The sequence below is a fragment of the Paraburkholderia sp. genome (genome assembly GCF_024281035.1).
Lineage (GTDB): Bacteria > Pseudomonadota > Gammaproteobacteria > Burkholderiales > Burkholderiaceae > Paraburkholderia.
On record NZ_JAMXLH010000022.1, the window covers coordinates 1 to 19,099 of the forward strand.

The following is a 19,099-nucleotide window of genomic DNA, read 5'->3' on the forward strand; positions in this document are numbered from 1 at the left end:
GTGGGGCAGGATTCGGTGGCGATCGGCATGGGCGCGGTGGCGAACAACGCCAACGATGTGGCACTGGGTGCGAACTCGGTGACAGGCGCGGCCAACCCGACGGCGAGCGGCACGATCGACGGCACGAACTACAGCTTCGCGGGCGCAGCACCGACGAGCGTAGTGAGCGTAGGCAGTGCCGGTGCCGAACGTCAGATCACGAACGTAGCGGCGGGGCAACTGAGCGCGGCCAGTACAGATGCGGTGAACGGTTCGCAGCTGTACGCGACCAACCAGGCGGTCGATTCGCTGAACACGGCACAGCAGCAACTGAACGACCAGGCGGTGAAGTACGGCACGAACCCGGACGGCTCGGTGAACGACAGCAGCGTGACGCTGGGCGGCGCGACGTCGACCGATGGCGGCGTGACCGGTGGCACGAAGATCACGAACGTGGCGCAGGGCGATCTGTCGTCGACGAGTACGGATGCGGTGAACGGATCGCAACTGAACGCGACGAACCAGAACGTCGCGCAGAACACCGCCGACATCACCGGTCTGGGCGATCAGGTGGATAACCTCTACGCGACGGGTGCGAAGTATTTTCACGCGAACAGCACGGGCACGGACTCGCAGGCGGTCGGTCAGGACTCGGTGGCGATCGGCATGGGCGCGGTGGCGAACAACGCCGGCGATGTGGCGCTGGGTGCGAACTCGGTGACAGGCACGGCCAACCCGACGGCGAGCGGGACGATCGACGGCACGACGTACACCTACGCGGGCGCAGCGCCGATGAGCGTGGTGAGCATAGGCAGTGTTGGTGCCGAACGTCAGATCACGAACGTAGCGGCGGGTCAACTGAGCGCGGCGAGTACCGATGCGGTGAACGGTTCGCAGCTTTACGCAACGAATCAGGCATTGAGCTCGCTGGATGCTGCGATCAATAACCTGGGCGACACCGTGTCGAAAAACCTCGGCGGCGGATCGACCCACAACAGCGCGGATGGCACCGTCGGGGCGCCGAGCTACGTCGTCAACAACCATACGTACGACAACGTGGGCGATGCGCTGGCCGCAGCCGCCAACGGATCCGGCGCGTACTACTACGGCGTGAACGACGGCGGCACGCAGGGCGGCAACTATAACAACGACGGCGCGACGGGCAGTAACTCGATCGCAATGGGCGTCAACACGGTGTCCTCGGGAACGAATAGCACCGCGGTGGGTAACGGCGCTTCCGCAAACGGCACGGGCAGCACTGCGCTCGGCAATGGCGCAATCGCGTCCGGCACGAACTCGGTGGCACTGGGTGCGAACTCGGTGGCGTCGGCGCCCAACACGGTATCGGTAGGCGCGCCTGGTTCGGAACGAACGATCTCGAACGTCGCGCCGGGGGTCAACGGTACCGACGCGGTCGACGTCAACCAGCTCGGTGCGGTTGCGATGCAGTCCAACCAGCAGTTCAACAACCTCCAGGAGGGCGTTAGCCGCTTGAGAGACGACATGTACGGCGGCGTCGCGTCTGCAATGGCGGTTGCCGGCCTGCCTCAACCAACGGGCCCCGGCAAGAGCATGGTTTCCGTTGCGGGCTCAACATTCCACGGTGAAGAAGGGATCGCGATGGGGGTATCCACGATCACCGAAAACGGCAAATGGGTGCTCAAGGGTGCGCTGACTACCAATTCCCGTAGCGACGTTGCCGTTGTGCTCGGCGGCGGCTACCAGTGGTAGGCCGGCACAGGGCGCAAAACAGTACAAATGCGCGATGGCAATGATGACGCACGTTATCAAATAACCATAAATGCGTCAGCCCGATTAACTCCGTTCGATATCTGAGATATATTCGATGGCTCCACTCTGTCGCACACGCTGTGAAGTTAGCGCCGCCTCGATTTCCTTGTTGATCGGTAGCAGTGCAACGCCATGACCAATAAATACCGGGATGGTGGTGATAAATGGCTGGTTAAGCTCGCTCGCATCGGCGAAGTAAGCCGCTGTCTTTCCCCCTCCGACTAGAGAATGAAAGGGACTTCCCCTCTCGCTGGTGTCGATGAGCGTTCGCAACTTCAGCCGGGCACACTGATGCCGACTCGCGGCTTCCGCCGCAGCCTCGGGACGGGAAAGTCCCTTTCATTCTCCACGCCATGCCAGACGCGATTGCCGACGAAACCCGCCTTGCCGCCGAAATCGAGCGGTTGAAGGCCGAGTTCCCGAAAACCCGCGAGCTCTATCGCGAAGTGTGTGCGCTCATGTTTTTCCGCTTCGGCATCACGCCTACGGCCAACCGGCTCTATCAGCTGGTGCGGCGCGGCAGCATGGGCACGCCCACTACCGTGCTGGCCGAATTCTGGTCCGATTTGCGCGAAAAGAGCCGTGTGCGAATCGAGCATGCGGATTTGCCCGAGGACCTGCAAGGCGCCGCGGGCGAATTCATCGGTGCGCTTTGGACGCGCGCGAATGCGGCAGCGCAGGCGTCGCTGGCCGCGTTGCGCGAAGAGGTCGAGCAAGTGCGCGAGGCGGCTCAAGTGTCGGTCGCCGCGCGCGAGGCCGATCTCGTGCGCACGGAACTCGCGCTGGAGCAGCGTACGGGTGCGTTGCTCGCCGCGCAGGTTCGCATTCACGAACTGGAGCAGGCGCAAGGCGCGACCGAGGCTGAGAACGGCGCGCTAAAGAGCGAACTTGCGCGCCTGCAGCAGGAAGTCCGCGAGCGCGATGCGGCGCTCGCGCAAGCGCGCGCCGGGTTTGCCGCGCAACTCGATACGCAGCGGGCGAGCACGGAACTCGCTCAGACGCGTCTTGAGGCGTCGGAAAAGCGCGTGCTGCTGGAAATCGAGCGCGAGCGCACCGCCAACGCACAACTGCAACGCGTTGCCCGCGCCGAGGAAAATGCACGCGCCGAGATCCAGTCTTTGCAGTCGCAATTGGGCGATTTGCGCCATCGGGCGGGCGTGCTCGAAGGTCACCTGGATGCTTTGCGGGCAACGCAGGGTGTGCGCGCGCAGGAACGCGACGCTGTTACGCAGAAGCCACTGGATACGGATGCCGCCGTGCAGCGCACGGGGCGCGGCGCGACATCCACGCGTACGGCCACGAAGGCGGCTGCAAAGACGGCCACGAAGACGGCCACGAATACGGCCGCAAAACAAGGATCGGCCAAATCGTGATGACCGCGAGATGGCGGCGTGAATCCTTTGCGCTACGGTGACAGGGGGAACCGGGCCGACCTTGCGGCACGGCTTCTGTAACACGCAATACGCGCGAGCGATATCAACCCACCTCGCCCCGGTTTCTCCCGGCCCGGTCTCCTTCGCACGATACAAGGCCGGATCGGCGCGCTTCACGAGCGCCGTCACGTCTCGCTCGCCGGGATGTCGCCCGGTCACGCCGATGCGAAAAACCTCCGCTTTGAAAGGCGATTTCCGCGCAGGCGGCTCGCTTCGCAATCGTGTCGATCAATTCATTCATTGCGCGTCAAAACACGCGACCTGCCGCATTGAACGCACTCACCTCGCGTCGACGCTGGTTCTACAATGAACGCAGGTCTCGCGGGCCGTACTGGTTTGAAGTTGGCTAACGTTGCGTCGGGCTCTACCAGAAAGGGTGAGGTCATCATGCCTGGTGTTCATAAGGCAGTGTTCCCGGCAGCGGGAATCGACACGCGCTTTCTACCGGCGACCAAAGCGAGTCCGAAGGAAATGCTGCCGGTGATCGACAAGCCACTCATCCAGTTGGCGGCGCACACGCGGGCCAGGGCGCGGCAGGCGCCGTGCCCGGCCAATCCGCTCGCGGCGCGCGGGGCTCGTTGCGCCATTGACTCGCGGAGGTTCGCATGAGCAGTGATACAGCAAGTGAAAACGGTCCCGACCTGGCCCAGGGCGTGCCCATCGAATCTTTCGACACAACCGGCCTGTTGGCGGGACATGTCGGTGACGACGCGGTCATGATCGCGCGGGTTGGCGATGAATTCCTCGCGGTCGATGCGGCCTGTACGCACTATCACGGGCCGCTTTCCGAAGGGTTGATCGTCGGGGACACGGTACGGTGCCCATGGCATCACGCGTGCTTCAACCTGCGTACGGGCGAGGCGGTGCGCGCGCCTGCGCTGAGTCCTGTCTCGTGCTGGTCCACGGCCATTCGCGGCGACAAGGTGTTTGTGCTGCACAAGCTTGCTCCAGCCGCCAGTTCCGTGTCCGTGCCGGCTGGCGCGCCGCAGAAGATCGTCATCGTCGGCGCAGGGGCGGCGGGTTTTGCCGCTGCCGAGCGTCTACGGCGGCTCGGTTACGCAGGCAGTCTGACGATGCTGAGCGACGACGACGCAGCGCCCGTGGACCGTCCGAATCTCTCCAAAGACTACCTGGCCGGCAGCGCGCCCGAGGACTGGGTCTGGCTTCGCGACGATGCCTTCTACGCGGATCAACGCATCGATTTGCGGCTGAAGGCCAACGCTGTGCGCCTCGACATCGCCGCGCAGGAAGTGGAACTCGGCGATGGCAGCAAGGTGCCCTACGATCGCCTGTTGCTGGCGACCGGCGCGGAAGCGATTCGCTTGCCGATCCCAGGCATGGATTTGCCGCACGTTTATACGCTTCGCTCGCTGGCCGACAGTCGCGCCATCATCGCTCGCGCGGCGAGTGCGCGGCGCGTGGTCGTGATCGGAGCCAGCTTCATCGGACTGGAAGTGGCGGCGTCATTGCGCACGCGTGGACTCGAGGTACACGTCGTGGCGCCCGAGCGGCGTCCGATGGAGCGCGTGCTGGGGCCGGAGATGGGTGATTTCGTGCGGCAGCTGCATGAGGAACACGGTGTCGTGTTTCATCTGGAGAACACCGTCGACGCCATCGACGCGCAGCGGGTATCGCTCAAAGCGGGCGGCAGCGTGGAGGCGGACCTGGTCGTGGCCGGTGTCGGCGTGCGGCCGCGACTGACGCTGGCCGAGCAAGCCGGCCTTGCGGTCAACCGGGGCGTGGTGGTCGATGCCTGCTTGCAGACGAGCGTGCCCGGCATATTCGCCGCGGGCGATATCGCTCGCTGGCCCGATCCGTACAGCGGCGCGGATATTCGTGTCGAGCATTGGGTCGTCGCGCAACGTCAGGGGCAAACCGCAGCGATGAACCTGATCGGCGGACACGAGAAATTCGATGTCGTGCCGTTCTTCTGGAGCCAGCACTACGACGTTCCGATCAACTACGTCGGGCACGCGGAAAGCTGGGATGAACTCCTGATTGAAGGCAGTATTGCGGCGCGCGACTGCGTGCTGCGCTACAAGCGAGCCGGACGTGTGATCGCTGTCGCGTCGATTTACCGCGACGTGGAGAGTCTGCGGGCCGAAGTCGAGATGGAGCGCGATTCACCTTGATTCGCCCTGGTTCACCCTGGTTCGCCTCGATTCGCCTTGCGGCCGCCGCGATGCCGGTTGGTGCGCTATGTGGTGCGTTATTTGGAGTCGTGCTTGTGGAATGCGTCCTTGACGGCGTGATAGCCGTGTTTCGACGCATCCGCAATGCCGTGGCCGACGGTTTTGGCGGCGTGGGCCGTCGCGTGGCCGGCGTCGCGCGCGGCATGGCCCACCTTCCGCCCCGCGTCGACGGTGGTGGTCTTGATATCGTGGCCGACTTCGTGGAGATCGGCGTGCGCGACCTGGCTCATCGATGCGAGGACCGCGGCCGCCAGCAGGATTTTCCGGATTTTCATGCAGTGGTTCCTTTCGGGTTTGCATTCGCATCGAGCATCACGGCGGCACGGCCCGCCAGGATAAGGCGTGCGCCGCAGTGGATCGCGAAGCGATAAAGAATCGTATGCGTGTCGCCGCTCACGCGCTCGGCCTCGATCGTCAACGGGGCGTCGAGGTCATCCAGACGCTCGACGTAGGCCTCGACGCTGCGCACGCTGGCAAGGTAGCCCACGCGCGGACGCTCGCGCACCGCGCCAGGCACCGCGCCAGGTCCGGCGCCAGGCACGGCATCAAGTACGGCATCAACTACGGCATCAAGCACGGCGCCGTGCACCGCCATGGCCTGAGCCGCGTATTCGATCCCGCATACCGCCGCAAGCCGCCCGTTCGCGCGCAGCGGATTGTCTGCATCCAGGTGACTCGTGGCGGTGCAGCGAATCCGTTCGTCATCGAAGGCGACAACTGCGTCGAGCAGACACATCGCGCCCGCATGGGGGATGTGCGCGGCAATCCATTCGCGGCCGAGCGGCGCGGGTGGCGTCGTGAGTGGCGTATCGGGCGAGTTCATGACGCGAGCGCGCTGTGTCCTGCCAGGTCCGAAGGAACGACATCGACCTGCAAGCGCGTGTCGGACAGGTAATCGAGCACCACGCTCGCCCGACGCTGCGTCGCCAGCGCTTCGAGCAGCGGCAATGCGCGCGCGGCAGGAATGTCCCGGCGCAACTGCTCCAGTGCCTGGCTTGCGAGGACGGTGGACGGCGCATCGGTGAGCCGCGCCTCGATTCGCGCGAGCGCACGTGGACTGGCTTGCGGCGCCAGCACCATGGCGACGCCGAATATCCCCGGAATCGGTCGCACGGCGCGCATCGGCTCCGGGTAGTCGGTATCGAAGGCGACCAGCAGCGTGGGTGTCGCATCCACCGCGACCTGGCACAGGCTGTCGAGCAGGCCCGCGGCGAAGCTGCCGTCGTGCGCGCACAGCACAGTGGACGCCGCCATCGCGCCCGATGCGATGCCCCAGTAACCGGCGGGCGCGTTGTGCACCGAGTTATGAAAACGGGTCGGCGAGAATTGCCGGTCGTGGCCCGCGAGCGCTTCGCAGATGGCGTGGCAGTTGTAGCTGTCGCCGCCCGATGAGGTGAACACGCTCGCCAGCGTGGCGGGGTCGCGCGCGCTTGCCGCCGCGGCTTCCTGGCAGACCGCGAGGGCGACGCGCACGGCCGCGCCGGTGCGGCGCCGCTCGGCGCTCGGCAGGCAGGCGGGTGTCGGCACTGTCGTGGGGGCGCTCGCGTAGGTCGCGCGTTGCGCGAGTACCTGCGCCGCGTGCGGCCAGTCGTGCAGTCCGGGCCCGAGCAGCCCGACGCTTTCGATGAATGCGCTAAGCCGGGTCATGGCGAACCCGGAAGTGAGCGTGCCCGGCACGGCCAAGCACGAGACTGCAATTCGTGCCGCCAAAGCCGAACGAGTTGCTGAGCACGACGCCCACGCGCGCGGCGCGGCTCGTCAACACGTAGTCGAGTGGCGCAAGCATCGGATCGACCTGCGTCGTGTTGATGCCGGCGGGCAGTTGCTGATCGCGCAAGGCGAGCGCCGAAATCACCGCTTCGAGCGCACCTGCCGCGCCGAGCGTATGGCCGGTCGCGCCCTTGGTGGAGCTGCACGGCGTGCCGTCGAACAGCGCGGTGACGGCGCGGCTTTCGGCAGCATCGTTGCTCGGCGTGGCCGTGCCGTGCAGGTTGATGTAGTCGATGGCGTTCGCGTCGAGGCCCGCCGACGCCAGCGCCTGTTCGATCGCCATGCGCGCGCCCAGCCCTTGCGGATGCGGCGACGACATGTGATGTGCGTCGCTCGACTCGCCGACGCCGAGCAGCAGGATGGTGTCGTCGGCGAGCGGCGCATCGCTCGTGCGTTCGAGCAGCGCGAATGCCGCCGCTTCACCGATCGAAATGCCGTCGCGTGCGGTGTCGAATGGCCGGCACGGCTGCCGCGAGAGCAGTTCGAGCGAATTGAATCCGTACAGCGTGGTCAGGCACAGCGAATCGACGCCGCCGACGACGGCCGCATCGATGAGGCCCGCTTCGATCATCCGGCGCGCCGTCGCGAAGACCTTCGCGCCCGATGAGCAGGCGGTCGAAATGGCCATCGCGGGGCCGCGCAGCCCGAAATACGCGCGCACGAAAGCGGCCGCCGAGTACGTGTTGTGCGTCTCGGCATAGTGAAAGCCGGCGGGCAGCGCGCCCGTCGCCGGGTCGCGCCGCTGGTAGGCGCGTTCCGTTTCGAGGATGCCCGACGTGCTCGTGCCGATGAATACGCCGATGCGCTCGACGCCATGGCGCGCGACGGCGCGCTCGACGTGGCCCGCGAAATCGTCCTGCGTGAGGCCGATCTGCGCGAGGCGGTTGTTGCGGCACTCGTAGTCGGCGAGATCGGCGCGAACCGGATGTGCATCGACGTCCCCAACCGCGCCGACCCAGGTGTCGAGAGTCACGTCCTCGAAGTCGCAGCGTGCAAGGCCGCCGTGCCCGGCGCGCAGCGCGGCGCGCGTGGCGTCGAGGCCCCGTCCGAGGCAACTTGTGGCCGTGAAGTGCGTGAGCAGGAGAGGTTTCAACGTGGTCGATTCCCGTGGCTGATGTGAGGCGTCGGGCACGCGGTTGTGCGGGTGCCGTCGCTGTGAATATTAGCAAGCTGGCCCGGCGCGGCGCGTGTTCCGGCGGGGACGGCCGCCAGTGCAGCGGGCGTGGCGGGCGCAGGGGGTGTGAGCGCAGCGCGCAGCGTCGTGCAGCGCAAGTCCGCTTTGGCGGCGGCTTCGAGCACTGCGGGCAGTACGCCGAGCACCACCGGTTCGCCGCGCGCGTCGCGCGCCGCGTTGGCGTCGTGGAGGAGCAGGATGTCGCGCGGCGCGAGTCCGCGCAGCAGACGTTCGGTCACGACGGCGGGCTCGCGTGTGCGGGTGTCGAAGCCGCGCCGGGTCCAGCTCACCAGCGTGAGACCGAGTTCGCACAGCACCGGCTCGAGGAACGGATTGCGCAGCCCGGCCGGGGCGCGGAATAACAGCGGACGGACCCCGCTGATTTCGGCCAGCGTGTTCTGCGCGGTCTGGATTTCGCGCCGCAGCGCGCCGGGGCCGAGCAGCGAGAAATTGTGGCGGTGCTGCTGGCTGTGGTTTTCCACGGCGTGGCCGCGCGCGACGATCGCTTCGATCCACTGCGGGTAGCGGCGCGCCGCGTCGCCGATGCAGAAGAACGTCGCCTGAGCGCCGTGGCGGTCGAGCAGATCCAGCACCCGGGGCGTCACTTCGGGATGCGGGCCGTCATCGATGGTGACTGCGATCTGGCCGTCGGCGTGTTCGGGCAGTACGGTCCAGTTCGGTCCCAGCAACGCGCTGCGCGGCCACAGTCCCGCCGCGACCAGGACGAGATGCGACGCGATCACGCTGCCCGCCGCCCACGGCCACGTCGCCGGGGCGAGTGCCACGGCTGACGCTGCGCCGACGTGCAGCGCCGAGGCGCCCGCGATCAGCGGCGTGGGCCGCCAGCGCCGCGCGATATCGCGCGTTGTTGCGGCGACGGCGGCTTCGGTCGGCGACGGGTTGTTCATGTCGCCTCTCCGCTGCGGGCTGCTTTTTGCACGGCGGTTTGCACGCCCGGTGGCGCGAGAATCGCCGAGAACAGCAGCGCGAGGATCGCGCCGGGGCCGACGGTCAGCCCGAAGCTCGCGAGCATCGGCACGTGGGACAGCGACAGCAGCCCGAAGCCCGCCACCGTGGCGAGATTCGCGATCAGCAGCGAGACGAGCGTTTGCGGTGCGATCGTCGGTGCGCCATCGGCTGCGTGGGCGGGCTTGTTGAAGAACAGTGCGTAGTTCGAACCGACGGCTACGATCAGCAACATGCCGATCAGGTGCAGCAGCGTCAACGGCGTGCCCGCGAGCGTGATGCCGGCGCTGACGACCAGCGCGGCGGCGACGAGTGGCGCCAGCGTCCGGACGACGCGCTGCGGCGAGCGCAGCGCGACCAGCAGCAGGGCGGCGATGGCCACGAAGCCCGCGAGCGCGAGACGCCGGTCTTCGCGCAGGTAGTTGACATAGAGGCGGTCGGCTTCGGCCTTCAGGTCGACGAACAGCGCACCGGGCACCCCGGCGCGCGCGACGGCGGCGCGAATCCGCGCGGCGTCGAGGCTCGGCTGTTGCGCGGCGTTCGCGACATTGGTTGCGCGCGCGTCCGTTTGTGCGTCTGTCTGCGCGGGCGTGCGCAGCGAGAGCATCGCGTTCCAGTGCCCGTCGCGCTCGCTCAAGAGGGCATCGACGGCGAGCGCCATCGAGGTGCCTTGCAGATCGGCGCGGCGCAACAGCGGTTGCGCGCGCGCGCGGCTCACGTCGGCGATGAATGGCGCGAACAGATCCGGCTTCACGTCGATCGTCTGGTTCGCGACAGCCGTGCGCATGCGCGCGGTCAGCACGTCGGCGTCCGGCAGGCTCGCCTGGCGCGCGCGCTGCGCTGCGTCGCTCGGCAGGAAGCGCGCGGGGCTTTCAAAGCCCGCGAGCACACCGGCATCGACCAGCGGCTGCAATTGCGCCGACACTTTCTCCGCGCCTTCGAGCGCCGCCTGTTCGCTCGCACCGGGGACCACCACCAGAAAACGCACATCGGGCGCGCCGACGTCGGCGCGCAGGCTCGTATCGAGCGCCAGGCTCTGCGCGGGCACCGGGCTCAGCGCGGCGAGTTCGTGGCTCCACAGGTTGCCGCGATGCACCGCGAGCACCGCGATGGCCGCCACGAGCAGCGCGCCGAACGGCCAGCGCAGCCGCGGCGCGAACCGCAACGCGCGCGCGAGCACCGCGCCTGCACGCGACGTGTCGCGTACGGCGCGGCGGTGGCTGCCGAGCGACGGCAGCACGAAACGGGTGACGACCGCCGCCGCCGTCAACCCGGCGAGCGAATAGAGCCCGAGCTGGACGAGGCCTGGGAAGCCGGAAAACAGCATCGACGCGAAGCCGCAAATCGAGGTCAGCACGCCGAGCCGGATGGTGGGCCAGTAGCGTTCGATCCATACGCGTGTCGAAGCCGCACTGGCGACATTCGCCGCACGCGCGGGCGAGGACTGCACGAACAGATAGATCGAGTAATCGACCGCCTCGCCGATCAGCGTGGTGCCGAAGCCGAGCGTCAATCCGTGCACGGTGCCGAACGCAAGGCTTACCGCCGCGAGCCCGGCCGCGATGCCGGACAGCACCGGCAGCAGCCCGAGCGCGAGCGTAAGCGGCGAGCGGTAGACGGTCAGCAGCAGCGCGACCACCAGCACGAGACTCATCGACGACAGCCGCTCGACGTCATGCCGGATCGCGTCGCGCGTCTGGACCGAGAACACGCCGGGGCCCGTCATCAGCAGCCTGTAGTCGGACGCATTCGGCTGCGCTCGCGTCGCCGCCTCGAACGCGTGCCGCACGGCGGCTATCGCACGGGCCTGCGCATCGGTGTCCGAACCGGCGCTGGCCGTCTGCACGACGAGCACGGCGCGCTGCCCGTCGCGCGACGCCCACACGCCATGGCTCGACGCGGGCAGCGCGCCGCTGTCGAGCTGGCTCACGAGCGCGGCGACTTCGCCGGTGGGATCGTGCGGCAGCAACGCCTTTTCGACGAGCCCCGCCGACGACGCGAGCAGATCGAGGCTCTCGCCGAGCGCGGCGTGCAGTCCGGCGGCGGAAAAGCGTGCGGGCGCGACTGCCGGGCTCAGCAGGTAGCGGTGATCGAAGATGAACTGCTGATCGCGCGCGTTGCTCACGGGCTCGCCGTTGTTGACCGACACGAACTGCGGATCGCGGCGCAGCGCGGCTGCCAGCTCGCGTGACAGCGTTGCGCGCGCGGCGCTGGCGGCGCTGTCGTTGGGTGCGCCGCCAACGATCGCAACGAGGATCAGCCGCGAGGGCAGACCGTCGCGCAACTGATCGACGAGCACCTGCTGGCGGGCATCCGGCGAGCGCGGCAGGAATGCGGACAGGTCCGCCGTGAAGCGCGCGTGAGCGATCGCGATGCCGCACGCGGCGAGGAACAATAGCCACAGCAGCACGGCGCGCCGCTCCAGCAACGCCCGCAGGCGTCGATGCGCGGTGAGACGTGGCGGGCTCTGCAGCATCATGATCGGCGGGTCTGAGCGTGACTAATAAGCGTGACTAAGTGTGACCAAGCGGGTTCTGACCGGCTCTAACGGGCCGATGCGTCTCGCAGACGCATCACCGAATGGTCGCCGTCGGCCTGCCGGATCGTGACCGTCTGCAACTGGTCGCGCGTGCCGTCGAGCGTGATCGTGCTGACGACCTTCAGCATGCGCGCGTCGAGCGGCGTGAGCGTCAGCGTCCAGCCGTCGCCCTGGCCCGCAATCGCAACCTTGTACAGCTGTTCGAGCGTGTAGCGATTGCCGTCGAGCGTCGCGCGGATGCTCTCGATGAACGCGGCCACTTCCGGATATTGATCGAGCGCCAGCGTGTAGCGATGGCCGCCGCGCGCGACGGTCACGCGGTCGCCCTCGACCACCAGATCTTCGGGCGTCGGGCTGACGGTGCGCTTTTCCAGATGATCCGGCGCGGCGAACATCAGCTCGCCTGACGATTCCACCGGACGCGATGCGATCGACAGGTACTTGGTTTCGGTGAACGTCGCGTGTCCCGAGCGGTTTTGCGCGAGCGTGGCCATCAGCCGGTCGAGCGTCCAGGCGTCCGGGGCAGCAGTTGTGGCCGCTGCGGCGGCGCCGCATGGGAGGGCGAGCGAAAAGGCCGCGGCAATGGTGGACAGCGCAACCGCCGCGGTGGCGAAGCGTGCGCGCACAGGGAGAGGGCGTTGCATCGTCGTCATGTGTCGGAGGTCACGCGTGGCATGACGGTTCGCGTGCGCGGGGCTTCGCGCGTGATTTCACGTGTGATTTCGCGCGCGATCTCCTCATGGCGGCGCGCGTCGGCCTCCTGCCAGAAATCGAAGAAGTTGAACCAGTTATAGGGCGCGGAGACGCAGCACTGCTCGACCAGCGCGACATAGCGCGTCAGTGCCGCCTGCACCTCGCTTGCGCGACGCTCGCGCGGCACGTCCGTGAAATCGGCGAGCTTCTCGAAGTGGATGTCGTAGCGATTGTCGTCGCGGTACAGCGCGGTCATGAAGATCACCGGGCGCCTGAGCATGGCCGCCATGTGCAGCGGGCCGAGCGGGAAGGCGGCCGGCGCGCCGAGAAAAGGCATCGTCTGCGTCGACGAGCCGCTGTCGCGCAGCAGCGAGCGGTCCGCGAGCATGCCGACCATCGTGTTGGAATCGAGCGCCTCGCTCACTTTCAGCATCGCGTCGACGCGCCCGAGGCCGATCACCTCCGGCTTCGCGTCGGGATTCACGGTCGCGAGGATCGCGTTGATGTTGCGCGCGTTGTCCTCGTACATCGTGACGGCGACGCGCAGGTCCGGCTGCGTGCGGCCGACCGCGCGGATCGCTTCGAAGCTGCCGAGATGCGCGCCGACCAGGAACGCGCCGCGTCCGCCAGCGAGTGCGTCAATGACGTGTGTTTCGCCGCGCACGCGGATATCGAACAAGTCGAAACGGTCGTTCAGCAGATAGATGCGGTCGTGAATCGTCGACGCGAACGTGAACACGTGCCGGTATACATCGCGCCATCTTGCCGGGCGGCCGAGCGCGCGGCGCAGATAACAGCGCGACGCCCCGCGCGACGGCGGCGAGAACAGGAAGAAATACGCGGCGATTGCGTGCAGCACGATCCGGCCCGCCCGCCGCCCGAAGTGCAGCGAGAGCCACGTCATCACGCGCAGCAGCGTGAGATTGCTGCGCTCCTTGTGTTGAGCCCATCTGTTGAGCTTCATACGCTTGCCGCTCCGTGGGCCTGGGTTGCGTCCGGTGCGGACAGTACGCCGCTTGCGACCTCGCGCTGACCGGCGCTCACCGTGAAGCGGATCGCACCGCTCGCCGTGCTTTCGAACCCGACATCGAGCGTTTCGCCGGGCGCCGCAGGGCTCAGAAACTTTGCCGAGTTGATGCGGCACCTGTCGAACGAGCGGTTCAACGCCGCGCCGAGCGCCATGAGCGCGTGATCGAGCAACACCACGCCGGGGACGATCGGTTGTCCGGGGAAGTGGCCAGGCAAGGCCGGGTGGCCGGCGGGAATCGTGAACGTGAGCGGCGCGGTGCGACCGGCAGCGTGTTGCAGCGCAGGCTCTGTCTCATACGACGGTTGCGCCTCGTTCGGGCGCTGCGCGACGAGCGTTGCAAGCACGTCGCGCGGCAGCTTGCCGGTCGCGTTGCGCGGCAGCGTGTCGACGAACCGCAGCGGGCGCGGCATGAACGCCGCATCGATGCGCTCGCGCAGCGCGTGCAACAGGTCGGCGGCGCTCAGTTGCGGGGCGACGACCAGCGCGGCCAGGCGCGCGACCGGGCCGCCGCACGCGGGGTTGTCCACGTTGTTGCCGGTGCAGTTGCCCAACTTCGCCGCAGCGTCCGTATCTGCCGCCGCACCGGCTTGCGAAGGCGCTTCGTCCGGCATGTAGAACACGCCGTCCTCGACGCCGGGGATCGCGTTCAGTTGATAGTTCAGGTACGCGAGCGACGTCCGCTTGCCCGCGATATTCACGAGGTCCGTCTTGCGACCGTGCAACAGGAAATGGCTGTCGTCCAGCAGTTCGATGGCGTCGCCCATCGGCACCGGTTCTTCGATGTGGCCGCCCGACGCCCAGGCGCACGGGCCGCCGTCGTTGCCCGCTTCGTTGCCCGCTGCGTTGCCAGCTTCGTCGCTCGCGCCGTTGTCCTGCCCGTCGCCGGGTGCCTGCGGAGTCGTGTCGAGGCGCACGCCCGCCAGCAGGTGCCACGGATCGCCCTGTGCGGTCCGGCGCGTGGCGATCTGGCCGGTTTCGGTGCTGCCGTAGATCTCGATCAGCGGTGCGGCGAGCCGCGCCTCGGCCTCGCGGGCGAGCGTCGGCGGCAGCGGCGCCGTGGCCGAGAGCACCAGCGACGCGCCCGGCAGCGCCCGGTCGGCGGCGAGCAGCGCGCGCAGATGCACGGGCGTCGTCACCAACACGCGCGGCGCGGGCACCGCTTCGAGTTCGGCGCGCACGTCGGCCGGGTAGAACGGCTGGCGATTGCTGAACGCGAGGCCGCCGATCAGCGCGAGCAGCACCGTCGATTCGAAGCCGTACATGTGCTGCGCGGGCACCGTGCCGATCAGCGTGTACCCTCCGGCATCCGAACCGCCATCCGAATCCGGGTCGGCAGCCAGGCCGAGCCGTTCGGCTGCGGCCCGCACGCAGCGCACGAGCAGTCCCCACGTTTTGCGATGCGGCACCGGCGTACCGGTCGAGCCCGATGTGAAGACGTAGGCGACGACCTGCGCAGCGTCGATCTGCGGCACGGCGATGTCGTCGTGCATATCGTGCGCACCGGGCGCGCCAGGCTCCGGAAACCGGAAGCGCGGCAAGTCGATCGTGCAGTCGGCCGCATCGTGCAGGCAGAACGTGTCCGGGGCGAACGACGCCAGCTGGCGCACCATTTCCGTCGTTTGCGTCGACGGCAGCAGGCTGATCTTGCCGGCTACGAGCGCCGCGCACAGGCCGACCGCGAACCGGTAGCGGTCGATACAGACGTTGAATACATGGCCGCCGGACGGGAGCGCGGCGGCGACCCGGGCGACATCCGCGAGGAACGTGCGCACGGAAACCGGCGCGCCGTCGCGCCAGGCGATGGTCCGGCCGGGTGCCGGGTGAAATAGCAGCGGATAACTCGACATGACGTCAGCAAAAACGGTTGCGAGGAGGGCGCGGCGACATCATGGCGCCCGGCCCGCGCGTAGCGCCATCGTCTGCCGATATGCCCTCACAGCATCCAGCATGCCCGCGCCGCGCGTGTCCGGCAGCGCGAAGCGGCGCCAGACGTGCTCGGCCACGAACATGACGCCGACGAGCGGCAACGCGAAGTAATTGGCGAACGTCGACCATTCGACGATTGGCGCCGTCGCAAACAGCACCGTCGAAATTGCGGCGATCGCAACGAAAAAGAGCGTCCACGCCACGGTGATCTGTCGCGTATAGCGCTTGACGGGCGGCGTGAGCGAGCCGTCCATCAGCGCGGCAAACTGCGTGCACAGCGGTTCGCGGCCGGGCAGCAGCGTGCTGCCGAACAGCAGCGCGAGCGCCAGGTTGAAACCGGCGTGCTCGAGATACAGGCCCCACGCGAAGTGCTGCGCGAGCGGCCCGCGCGCAATCCACAGCGCGGCGCAGGCCAGCGCCCACAGCGGCAGCAACCAGCCTCGCCGCTTCGAGCGCGCCGCAGCCGACAACGCGATCGCGAACAGCGGCGCAAGCACGAGCGCGAGCCCGAAGCCATGTTCGCCCGGTGTTGCGGCCGCGTGGTGCGCGCCGGCCTCGTAGGCCAGCAATCCCGCGAACGCAGCGCCGCCGCGCGCGATGGGCTTCAGCGCGCGCACCGGCTTGCCTCGGCGCGCGTCGGCGCCGGTCGCACAGGGTCCTTCCAGCCGCAGCGCGACGGGCTGCGGCAGGGGGAAGGGCTCACCAGCAGGAAAAGGGATAAATTGTGCTGCATGTCTGGAAACGTCAGGGCGGGACCTCGAAACCGGTTGGAATCGGTTGGTATGGGTTAGACCGATCCGCGAGCCATCGGGTCAAACCATCGAGCCATACGAAAGGCTTTCGGCGGGGGATTTGCCGGTGCGTGTCAGCGGCCACATTTTAGAGTGCCGCGAGGGGGGAGACCACCGGGTGGGCACGGATTTTGTAACGTTTTGTATGGGATATCGCCGGAAAGACAACGGCGCCGCATGCCGGATCAGCCGGTATTTGCCGCTATCGGATGAGGCGTTTCGTACATTTACGCGAGCAAGTCCGGCACACAAGAGGGTCGAACTGTCTGTAACCATTCTCGCTATACGGGCCATATCCCTTCAGCTAGAATGCACGCAAATTTAGCGTTCCCAAAATATACTATTCAAGTGGGGGCTGAATGCCGGGTTAGCTGCGCAGCCCACGCGCCCTCGCACAAAATCCCCGTCTGAAAGCATCATGAATGAACTGGAAAAGGAACTCGCTACGTTAATGATCGGCGAGTTGAACCTGGAAGACATCCAGCCGGAATCCGTATCGGCCGACACGCCGTTGTACGGTGACGGATTCGGACTCGACTCCATCGACATTCTGGAAATTGCACTGCTGATCTCGAAGAAGTATGGCTTCGAATTGCGTTCAGATAATCCGGACAACGAAAAGATTTTCGCGACGCTCGGCGCATTGAGCGCGTATATCGCCGCGCATCGCACGCGCTGAGCACACTGCACGTCGTTCACACGGGGAGCACCTCAAATGGGAGTGATGAGTCGATGCGCGCGCTCGTGACGGGTGGCAGCGGCGCGCTGGGGCAGGCCATCGGCGAGGCGCTCGCCCACGCCGGTCATGAGGTCTGGCTCCACGCAAACCACAATCTCGCCCAGGCCGAAGCGTGCGCGCAGCGCATCGTCGCGGCGGGCGGCGTCGCCCATGCGATTGCGTTCGACGTGACCGACGCCGGCGCGGCGCAAGCCGCGCTCGCGCAACTGGCCGACGAGGCGCCGGTGCAGATTCTCGTCAATAACGCGGGCATTCACGACGACGCCCCGATGGCCGGAATGACACAACAGCAGTGGCGTCGCGTGATCGATGTCTCGCTCAACGGTTTTTTCAACGTCACGCAGCCGCTGTTGCTGCCGATGATCCGCACGCGCTGGGGGCGCATCGTCAATATTGCGTCGGTGGCGGGCGTGATGGGCAATCGCGGCCAGACGAACTACGCGGCCGCGAAAGCCGGCCTGATCGGCGCGACGAAGTCGCTTGCGCTCGAACTGGCGTCGCGCGGCATCACGGTGAATGCCGTTGCGCCCGGCATCGTCGCCTCGCCGATGGCCGCGCAGGCCTTCCCATCCGAGCGCATCAAGCAACTGGTTCCGGTGCGGCGCGCGGGCCAGCCCGAAGAGGTCGCGGCGATGGTCGCCTACCTGGTGTCCGATGCCGCCGCCTATGTCACGGGCCAGGTCCTGCAGATCAATGGCGGTATCGCATGAATCGTGGCGCGGGTGGTTCCACGGCTGGCGCCGACGTTTCATCCACTCACCTCGTCCTCATTCCCAGTTACAACCCTGGAATGAAAGTGGACGAAACGGTGCGCATGGCGCGCGAACAGTGGAACCCGGTCTGGGTGATCGTGGACGGCAGCACCGACGGCAGTGCCGAGCGTCTTTTGGCGATGGCCGGGCGCGATCCGGGGCTGCGCGTCATCGTGCTGCCGCGCAATCAGGGCAAGGGCGCGGCCGTGCTCGCGGGAATCGACGCCGCCGCCGCGCGCGGCTTCACGCACGTGCTCGTGATGGACTCCGATGGTCAGCATCCCGCCGATTTGATTCACGCGTTCATGGCGGCATCGAAGGCCGACCTCGATGCGATGGTGCTCGGCAGGCCGAAATTCGATGCGAGTGCGCCGCGCGTGCGCGTGCAGGGGCGGCGTCTTTCGAACCTGTGGGCGAACGTCGAAACGTTATGGGCGGGCATCGGCGATTCGCTGTATGGCTTTCGCGTGTACCCGATCGCGCCGCTGGCGACGATCATGCATAAACACGGGTGGATGCGCCGTTTCGATTTCGACCCGGAAGTTGCCGTGCGGCTGTGCTGGCGCGGCGTGCGCCCGATCAACATCGACGCCCCGGTGCGTTATTACAAGGCTCACGAAGGCGGCGTGTCGCATTTCAATTACGTACGCGACAACGTGCTGTTGACGTGGATGCATCTGCGGCTCGTCGCCGGGTTTCTGTTGCGATTGCCGTTGCTGATCGTGCGCCGGTTAACGCGCAAAACGCGCGGCGTGTAATTCGCGCCTCGCGCAAGGACCTGTTCACATACGGCGTCGCAATTGAGCGCCTGTGGCTGAACCAGAAAGCTATCAATCTGAGGCGTGTTTTTACCACTGCCCAGGCGTGCAACTGGTTGCGCGCGCACAAGCACATCGACAAAAACGGCTGTGAAATTGGGTTAGAATCGGCGGCAGAACAACTGGCCGCCATGAAGATTCTTCGGACATTCCTCGTTTTGCTGCTGTGCGCGATGCTGCCCATGAGCGGGCTGGCAGCCACGGGCCTGGCAGGACAATGTCCGATGCAGGAGTCGATGCCGATGCACGATCACGGCGTCAGCCCGGCCGCCCCGGCCGGTTGCGACATGATGATGAAGTCGTCGACGTCATCGAAGTCGGGCAAGGCCAGGCACGCCGTGTGCAGCGCCATGGCCCAGTGCCAGTTCGGCAGCATCTTCTATCCGCCCGTGCGGCCAACCGTCACGCATCCCATGCCTGCCGGCAATCAGGTCGTCTTCCACTACGCAGCGTCGCTTTCCGTCCGTGAGCCGGGCGGCTTCTGGCGTCCCCCTCGATCCATCTGA

Annotated in this window: 17 protein-coding genes and 1 pseudogene; 8 read left to right on the forward strand and 10 right to left on the reverse strand. The window is 66.9% G+C overall.

Annotated features, from left to right (window positions below; translation table 11 throughout):
- From Q0L30_RS06105 to Q0L30_RS06120, 4 genes and pseudogenes are all read left to right on the forward strand, one after another.
- A partial coding sequence (locus Q0L30_RS06105) for a YadA family autotransporter adhesin (protein ID WP_296652605.1) occupies positions 1-1,710 on the forward strand: 1,710 nt, incomplete at its 5' end.
- Between the two features lie 413 nt (positions 1,711-2,123).
- The gene (locus tag Q0L30_RS06110; RefSeq protein ID WP_296652608.1) at positions 2,124-3,143 is read left to right on the forward strand and encodes a DNA-binding protein; all 1,020 of its coding nucleotides are present in this window, start codon (positions 2,124-2,126) and stop codon (positions 3,141-3,143) included.
- 447 nt (positions 3,144-3,590) lie between these two features.
- Positions 3,591-3,713, forward strand: a pseudogene (locus Q0L30_RS06115) (UTP--glucose-1-phosphate uridylyltransferase); the annotation flags it as partial.
- Between the two features lie 95 nt (positions 3,714-3,808).
- The gene (locus Q0L30_RS06120; protein ID WP_296652611.1) at positions 3,809-5,335 is read left to right on the forward strand and encodes an FAD-dependent oxidoreductase; all 1,527 of its coding nucleotides are present in this window, start codon (positions 3,809-3,811) and stop codon (positions 5,333-5,335) included.
- 77 nt (positions 5,336-5,412) lie between these two features.
- On the opposite strand, the gene Q0L30_RS06125 is transcribed toward Q0L30_RS06120, so the two are convergent.
- From Q0L30_RS06125 to Q0L30_RS06170, 10 genes are all read right to left on the reverse strand, one after another.
- Positions 5,413-5,670, reverse strand: coding sequence for a hypothetical protein (locus Q0L30_RS06125; protein ID WP_296652614.1), 258 nt, complete (start codon positions 5,668-5,670; stop codon positions 5,413-5,415).
- Complete coding sequence (locus Q0L30_RS06130; RefSeq protein ID WP_296652617.1) at positions 5,667-6,218, reverse strand: hydroxymyristoyl-ACP dehydratase; 552 nt, start codon at positions 6,216-6,218, stop codon at positions 5,667-5,669. The genes Q0L30_RS06125 and Q0L30_RS06130 overlap by 4 nt, the downstream gene beginning before the upstream one ends.
- Positions 6,215-7,042 (reverse strand): beta-ketoacyl synthase chain length factor, encoded by an 828-nt coding sequence (locus tag Q0L30_RS06135; protein WP_296652620.1) that lies wholly within the window; start codon positions 7,040-7,042, stop codon positions 6,215-6,217. Before Q0L30_RS06135 ends, Q0L30_RS06130 begins: the two co-directional genes overlap by 4 nt.
- Positions 7,029-8,258 (reverse strand): beta-ketoacyl-[acyl-carrier-protein] synthase family protein, encoded by a 1,230-nt coding sequence (locus Q0L30_RS06140; protein WP_296652622.1) that lies wholly within the window; start codon positions 8,256-8,258, stop codon positions 7,029-7,031. Before Q0L30_RS06140 ends, Q0L30_RS06135 begins: the two co-directional genes overlap by 14 nt.
- On the reverse strand, positions 8,255-9,247 hold the full coding sequence (locus Q0L30_RS06145; protein WP_296652625.1) for a polysaccharide deacetylase family protein: 993 nt from the start codon (positions 9,245-9,247) through the stop codon (positions 8,255-8,257). The genes Q0L30_RS06140 and Q0L30_RS06145 overlap by 4 nt, the downstream gene beginning before the upstream one ends.
- A complete protein-coding gene (locus tag Q0L30_RS06150) occupies positions 9,244-11,784 on the reverse strand; it encodes an MMPL family transporter (protein ID WP_296652627.1) in 2,541 nt (846 codons plus the stop codon). Before Q0L30_RS06150 ends, Q0L30_RS06145 begins: the two co-directional genes overlap by 4 nt.
- Positions 11,785-11,849: 65 nt before the next feature.
- On the reverse strand, positions 11,850-12,497 hold the full coding sequence (locus Q0L30_RS06155; RefSeq protein WP_296652630.1) for an outer membrane lipoprotein carrier protein LolA: 648 nt from the start codon (positions 12,495-12,497) through the stop codon (positions 11,850-11,852).
- Positions 12,494-13,501: an acyl-CoA synthetase gene (locus Q0L30_RS06160; RefSeq protein ID WP_296652633.1), complete on the reverse strand. Its 1,008-nt coding sequence runs from the start codon at positions 13,499-13,501 to the stop codon at positions 12,494-12,496. Before Q0L30_RS06160 ends, Q0L30_RS06155 begins: the two co-directional genes overlap by 4 nt.
- Complete coding sequence (locus Q0L30_RS06165) at positions 13,498-15,414, reverse strand: AMP-binding protein (protein WP_296652636.1); 1,917 nt, start codon at positions 15,412-15,414, stop codon at positions 13,498-13,500. The genes Q0L30_RS06160 and Q0L30_RS06165 overlap by 4 nt, the downstream gene beginning before the upstream one ends.
- 39 nt (positions 15,415-15,453) lie before the next feature.
- A complete protein-coding gene (locus tag Q0L30_RS06170) occupies positions 15,454-16,110 on the reverse strand; it encodes a hypothetical protein (protein ID WP_296652638.1) in 657 nt (218 codons plus the stop codon).
- 529 nt (positions 16,111-16,639) lie between these two features.
- Here Q0L30_RS06170 and Q0L30_RS06175 point away from each other — a divergent pair.
- The 4 genes from Q0L30_RS06175 to Q0L30_RS06190 are packed head-to-tail and all read left to right on the forward strand — an operon-like array spanning position 16,640 to position 19,099.
- The gene (locus Q0L30_RS06175; RefSeq protein WP_296653025.1) at positions 16,640-16,963 is read left to right on the forward strand and encodes a phosphopantetheine-binding protein; all 324 of its coding nucleotides are present in this window, start codon (positions 16,640-16,642) and stop codon (positions 16,961-16,963) included.
- A gap of 53 nt (positions 16,964-17,016) precedes the next feature.
- Positions 17,017-17,733, forward strand: coding sequence for a 3-oxoacyl-ACP reductase FabG (gene fabG / locus Q0L30_RS06180; protein WP_296652643.1), 717 nt, complete (start codon positions 17,017-17,019; stop codon positions 17,731-17,733).
- Positions 17,730-18,533 (forward strand): glycosyltransferase family 2 protein, encoded by an 804-nt coding sequence (locus tag Q0L30_RS06185; protein WP_296652645.1) that lies wholly within the window; start codon positions 17,730-17,732, stop codon positions 18,531-18,533. Before fabG ends, Q0L30_RS06185 begins: the two co-directional genes overlap by 4 nt.
- The gene (locus Q0L30_RS06190) at positions 18,443-19,099 is read left to right on the forward strand and encodes a hypothetical protein (RefSeq protein ID WP_296652648.1); all 657 of its coding nucleotides are present in this window, start codon (positions 18,443-18,445) and stop codon (positions 19,097-19,099) included. Before Q0L30_RS06185 ends, Q0L30_RS06190 begins: the two co-directional genes overlap by 91 nt.

Coding starts and splice junctions, on each gene's coding strand:
- Q0L30_RS06145 (WP_296652625.1), bottom strand. CDS start 9,247: ATGAACAACCCGTCGCCGACCGAAGCCGCCGTCGCCGCAACAACGCGC.
- fabG (WP_296652643.1), top strand. CDS start 17,017: ATGCGCGCGCTCGTGACGGGTGGCAGCGGCGCGCTGGGGCAGGCCATC.
- Q0L30_RS06120 (WP_296652611.1), top strand. CDS start 3,809: ATGAGCAGTGATACAGCAAGTGAAAACGGTCCCGACCTGGCCCAGGGC.
- Q0L30_RS06165 (WP_296652636.1), bottom strand. CDS start 15,414: ATGTCGAGTTATCCGCTGCTATTTCACCCGGCACCCGGCCGGACCATC.
- Q0L30_RS06110 (WP_296652608.1), top strand. CDS start 2,124: ATGCCAGACGCGATTGCCGACGAAACCCGCCTTGCCGCCGAAATCGAG.
- Q0L30_RS06150 (WP_296652627.1), bottom strand. CDS start 11,784: ATGATGCTGCAGAGCCCGCCACGTCTCACCGCGCATCGACGCCTGCGG.
- Q0L30_RS06160 (WP_296652633.1), bottom strand. CDS start 13,501: ATGAAGCTCAACAGATGGGCTCAACACAAGGAGCGCAGCAATCTCACG.
- Q0L30_RS06185 (WP_296652645.1), top strand. CDS start 17,730: ATGAATCGTGGCGCGGGTGGTTCCACGGCTGGCGCCGACGTTTCATCC.
- Q0L30_RS06155 (WP_296652630.1), bottom strand. CDS start 12,497: ATGACGACGATGCAACGCCCTCTCCCTGTGCGCGCACGCTTCGCCACC.
- Q0L30_RS06125 (WP_296652614.1), bottom strand. CDS start 5,670: ATGAAAATCCGGAAAATCCTGCTGGCGGCCGCGGTCCTCGCATCGATG.
- Q0L30_RS06130 (WP_296652617.1), bottom strand. CDS start 6,218: ATGAACTCGCCCGATACGCCACTCACGACGCCACCCGCGCCGCTCGGC.
- Q0L30_RS06135 (WP_296652620.1), bottom strand. CDS start 7,042: ATGACCCGGCTTAGCGCATTCATCGAAAGCGTCGGGCTGCTCGGGCCC.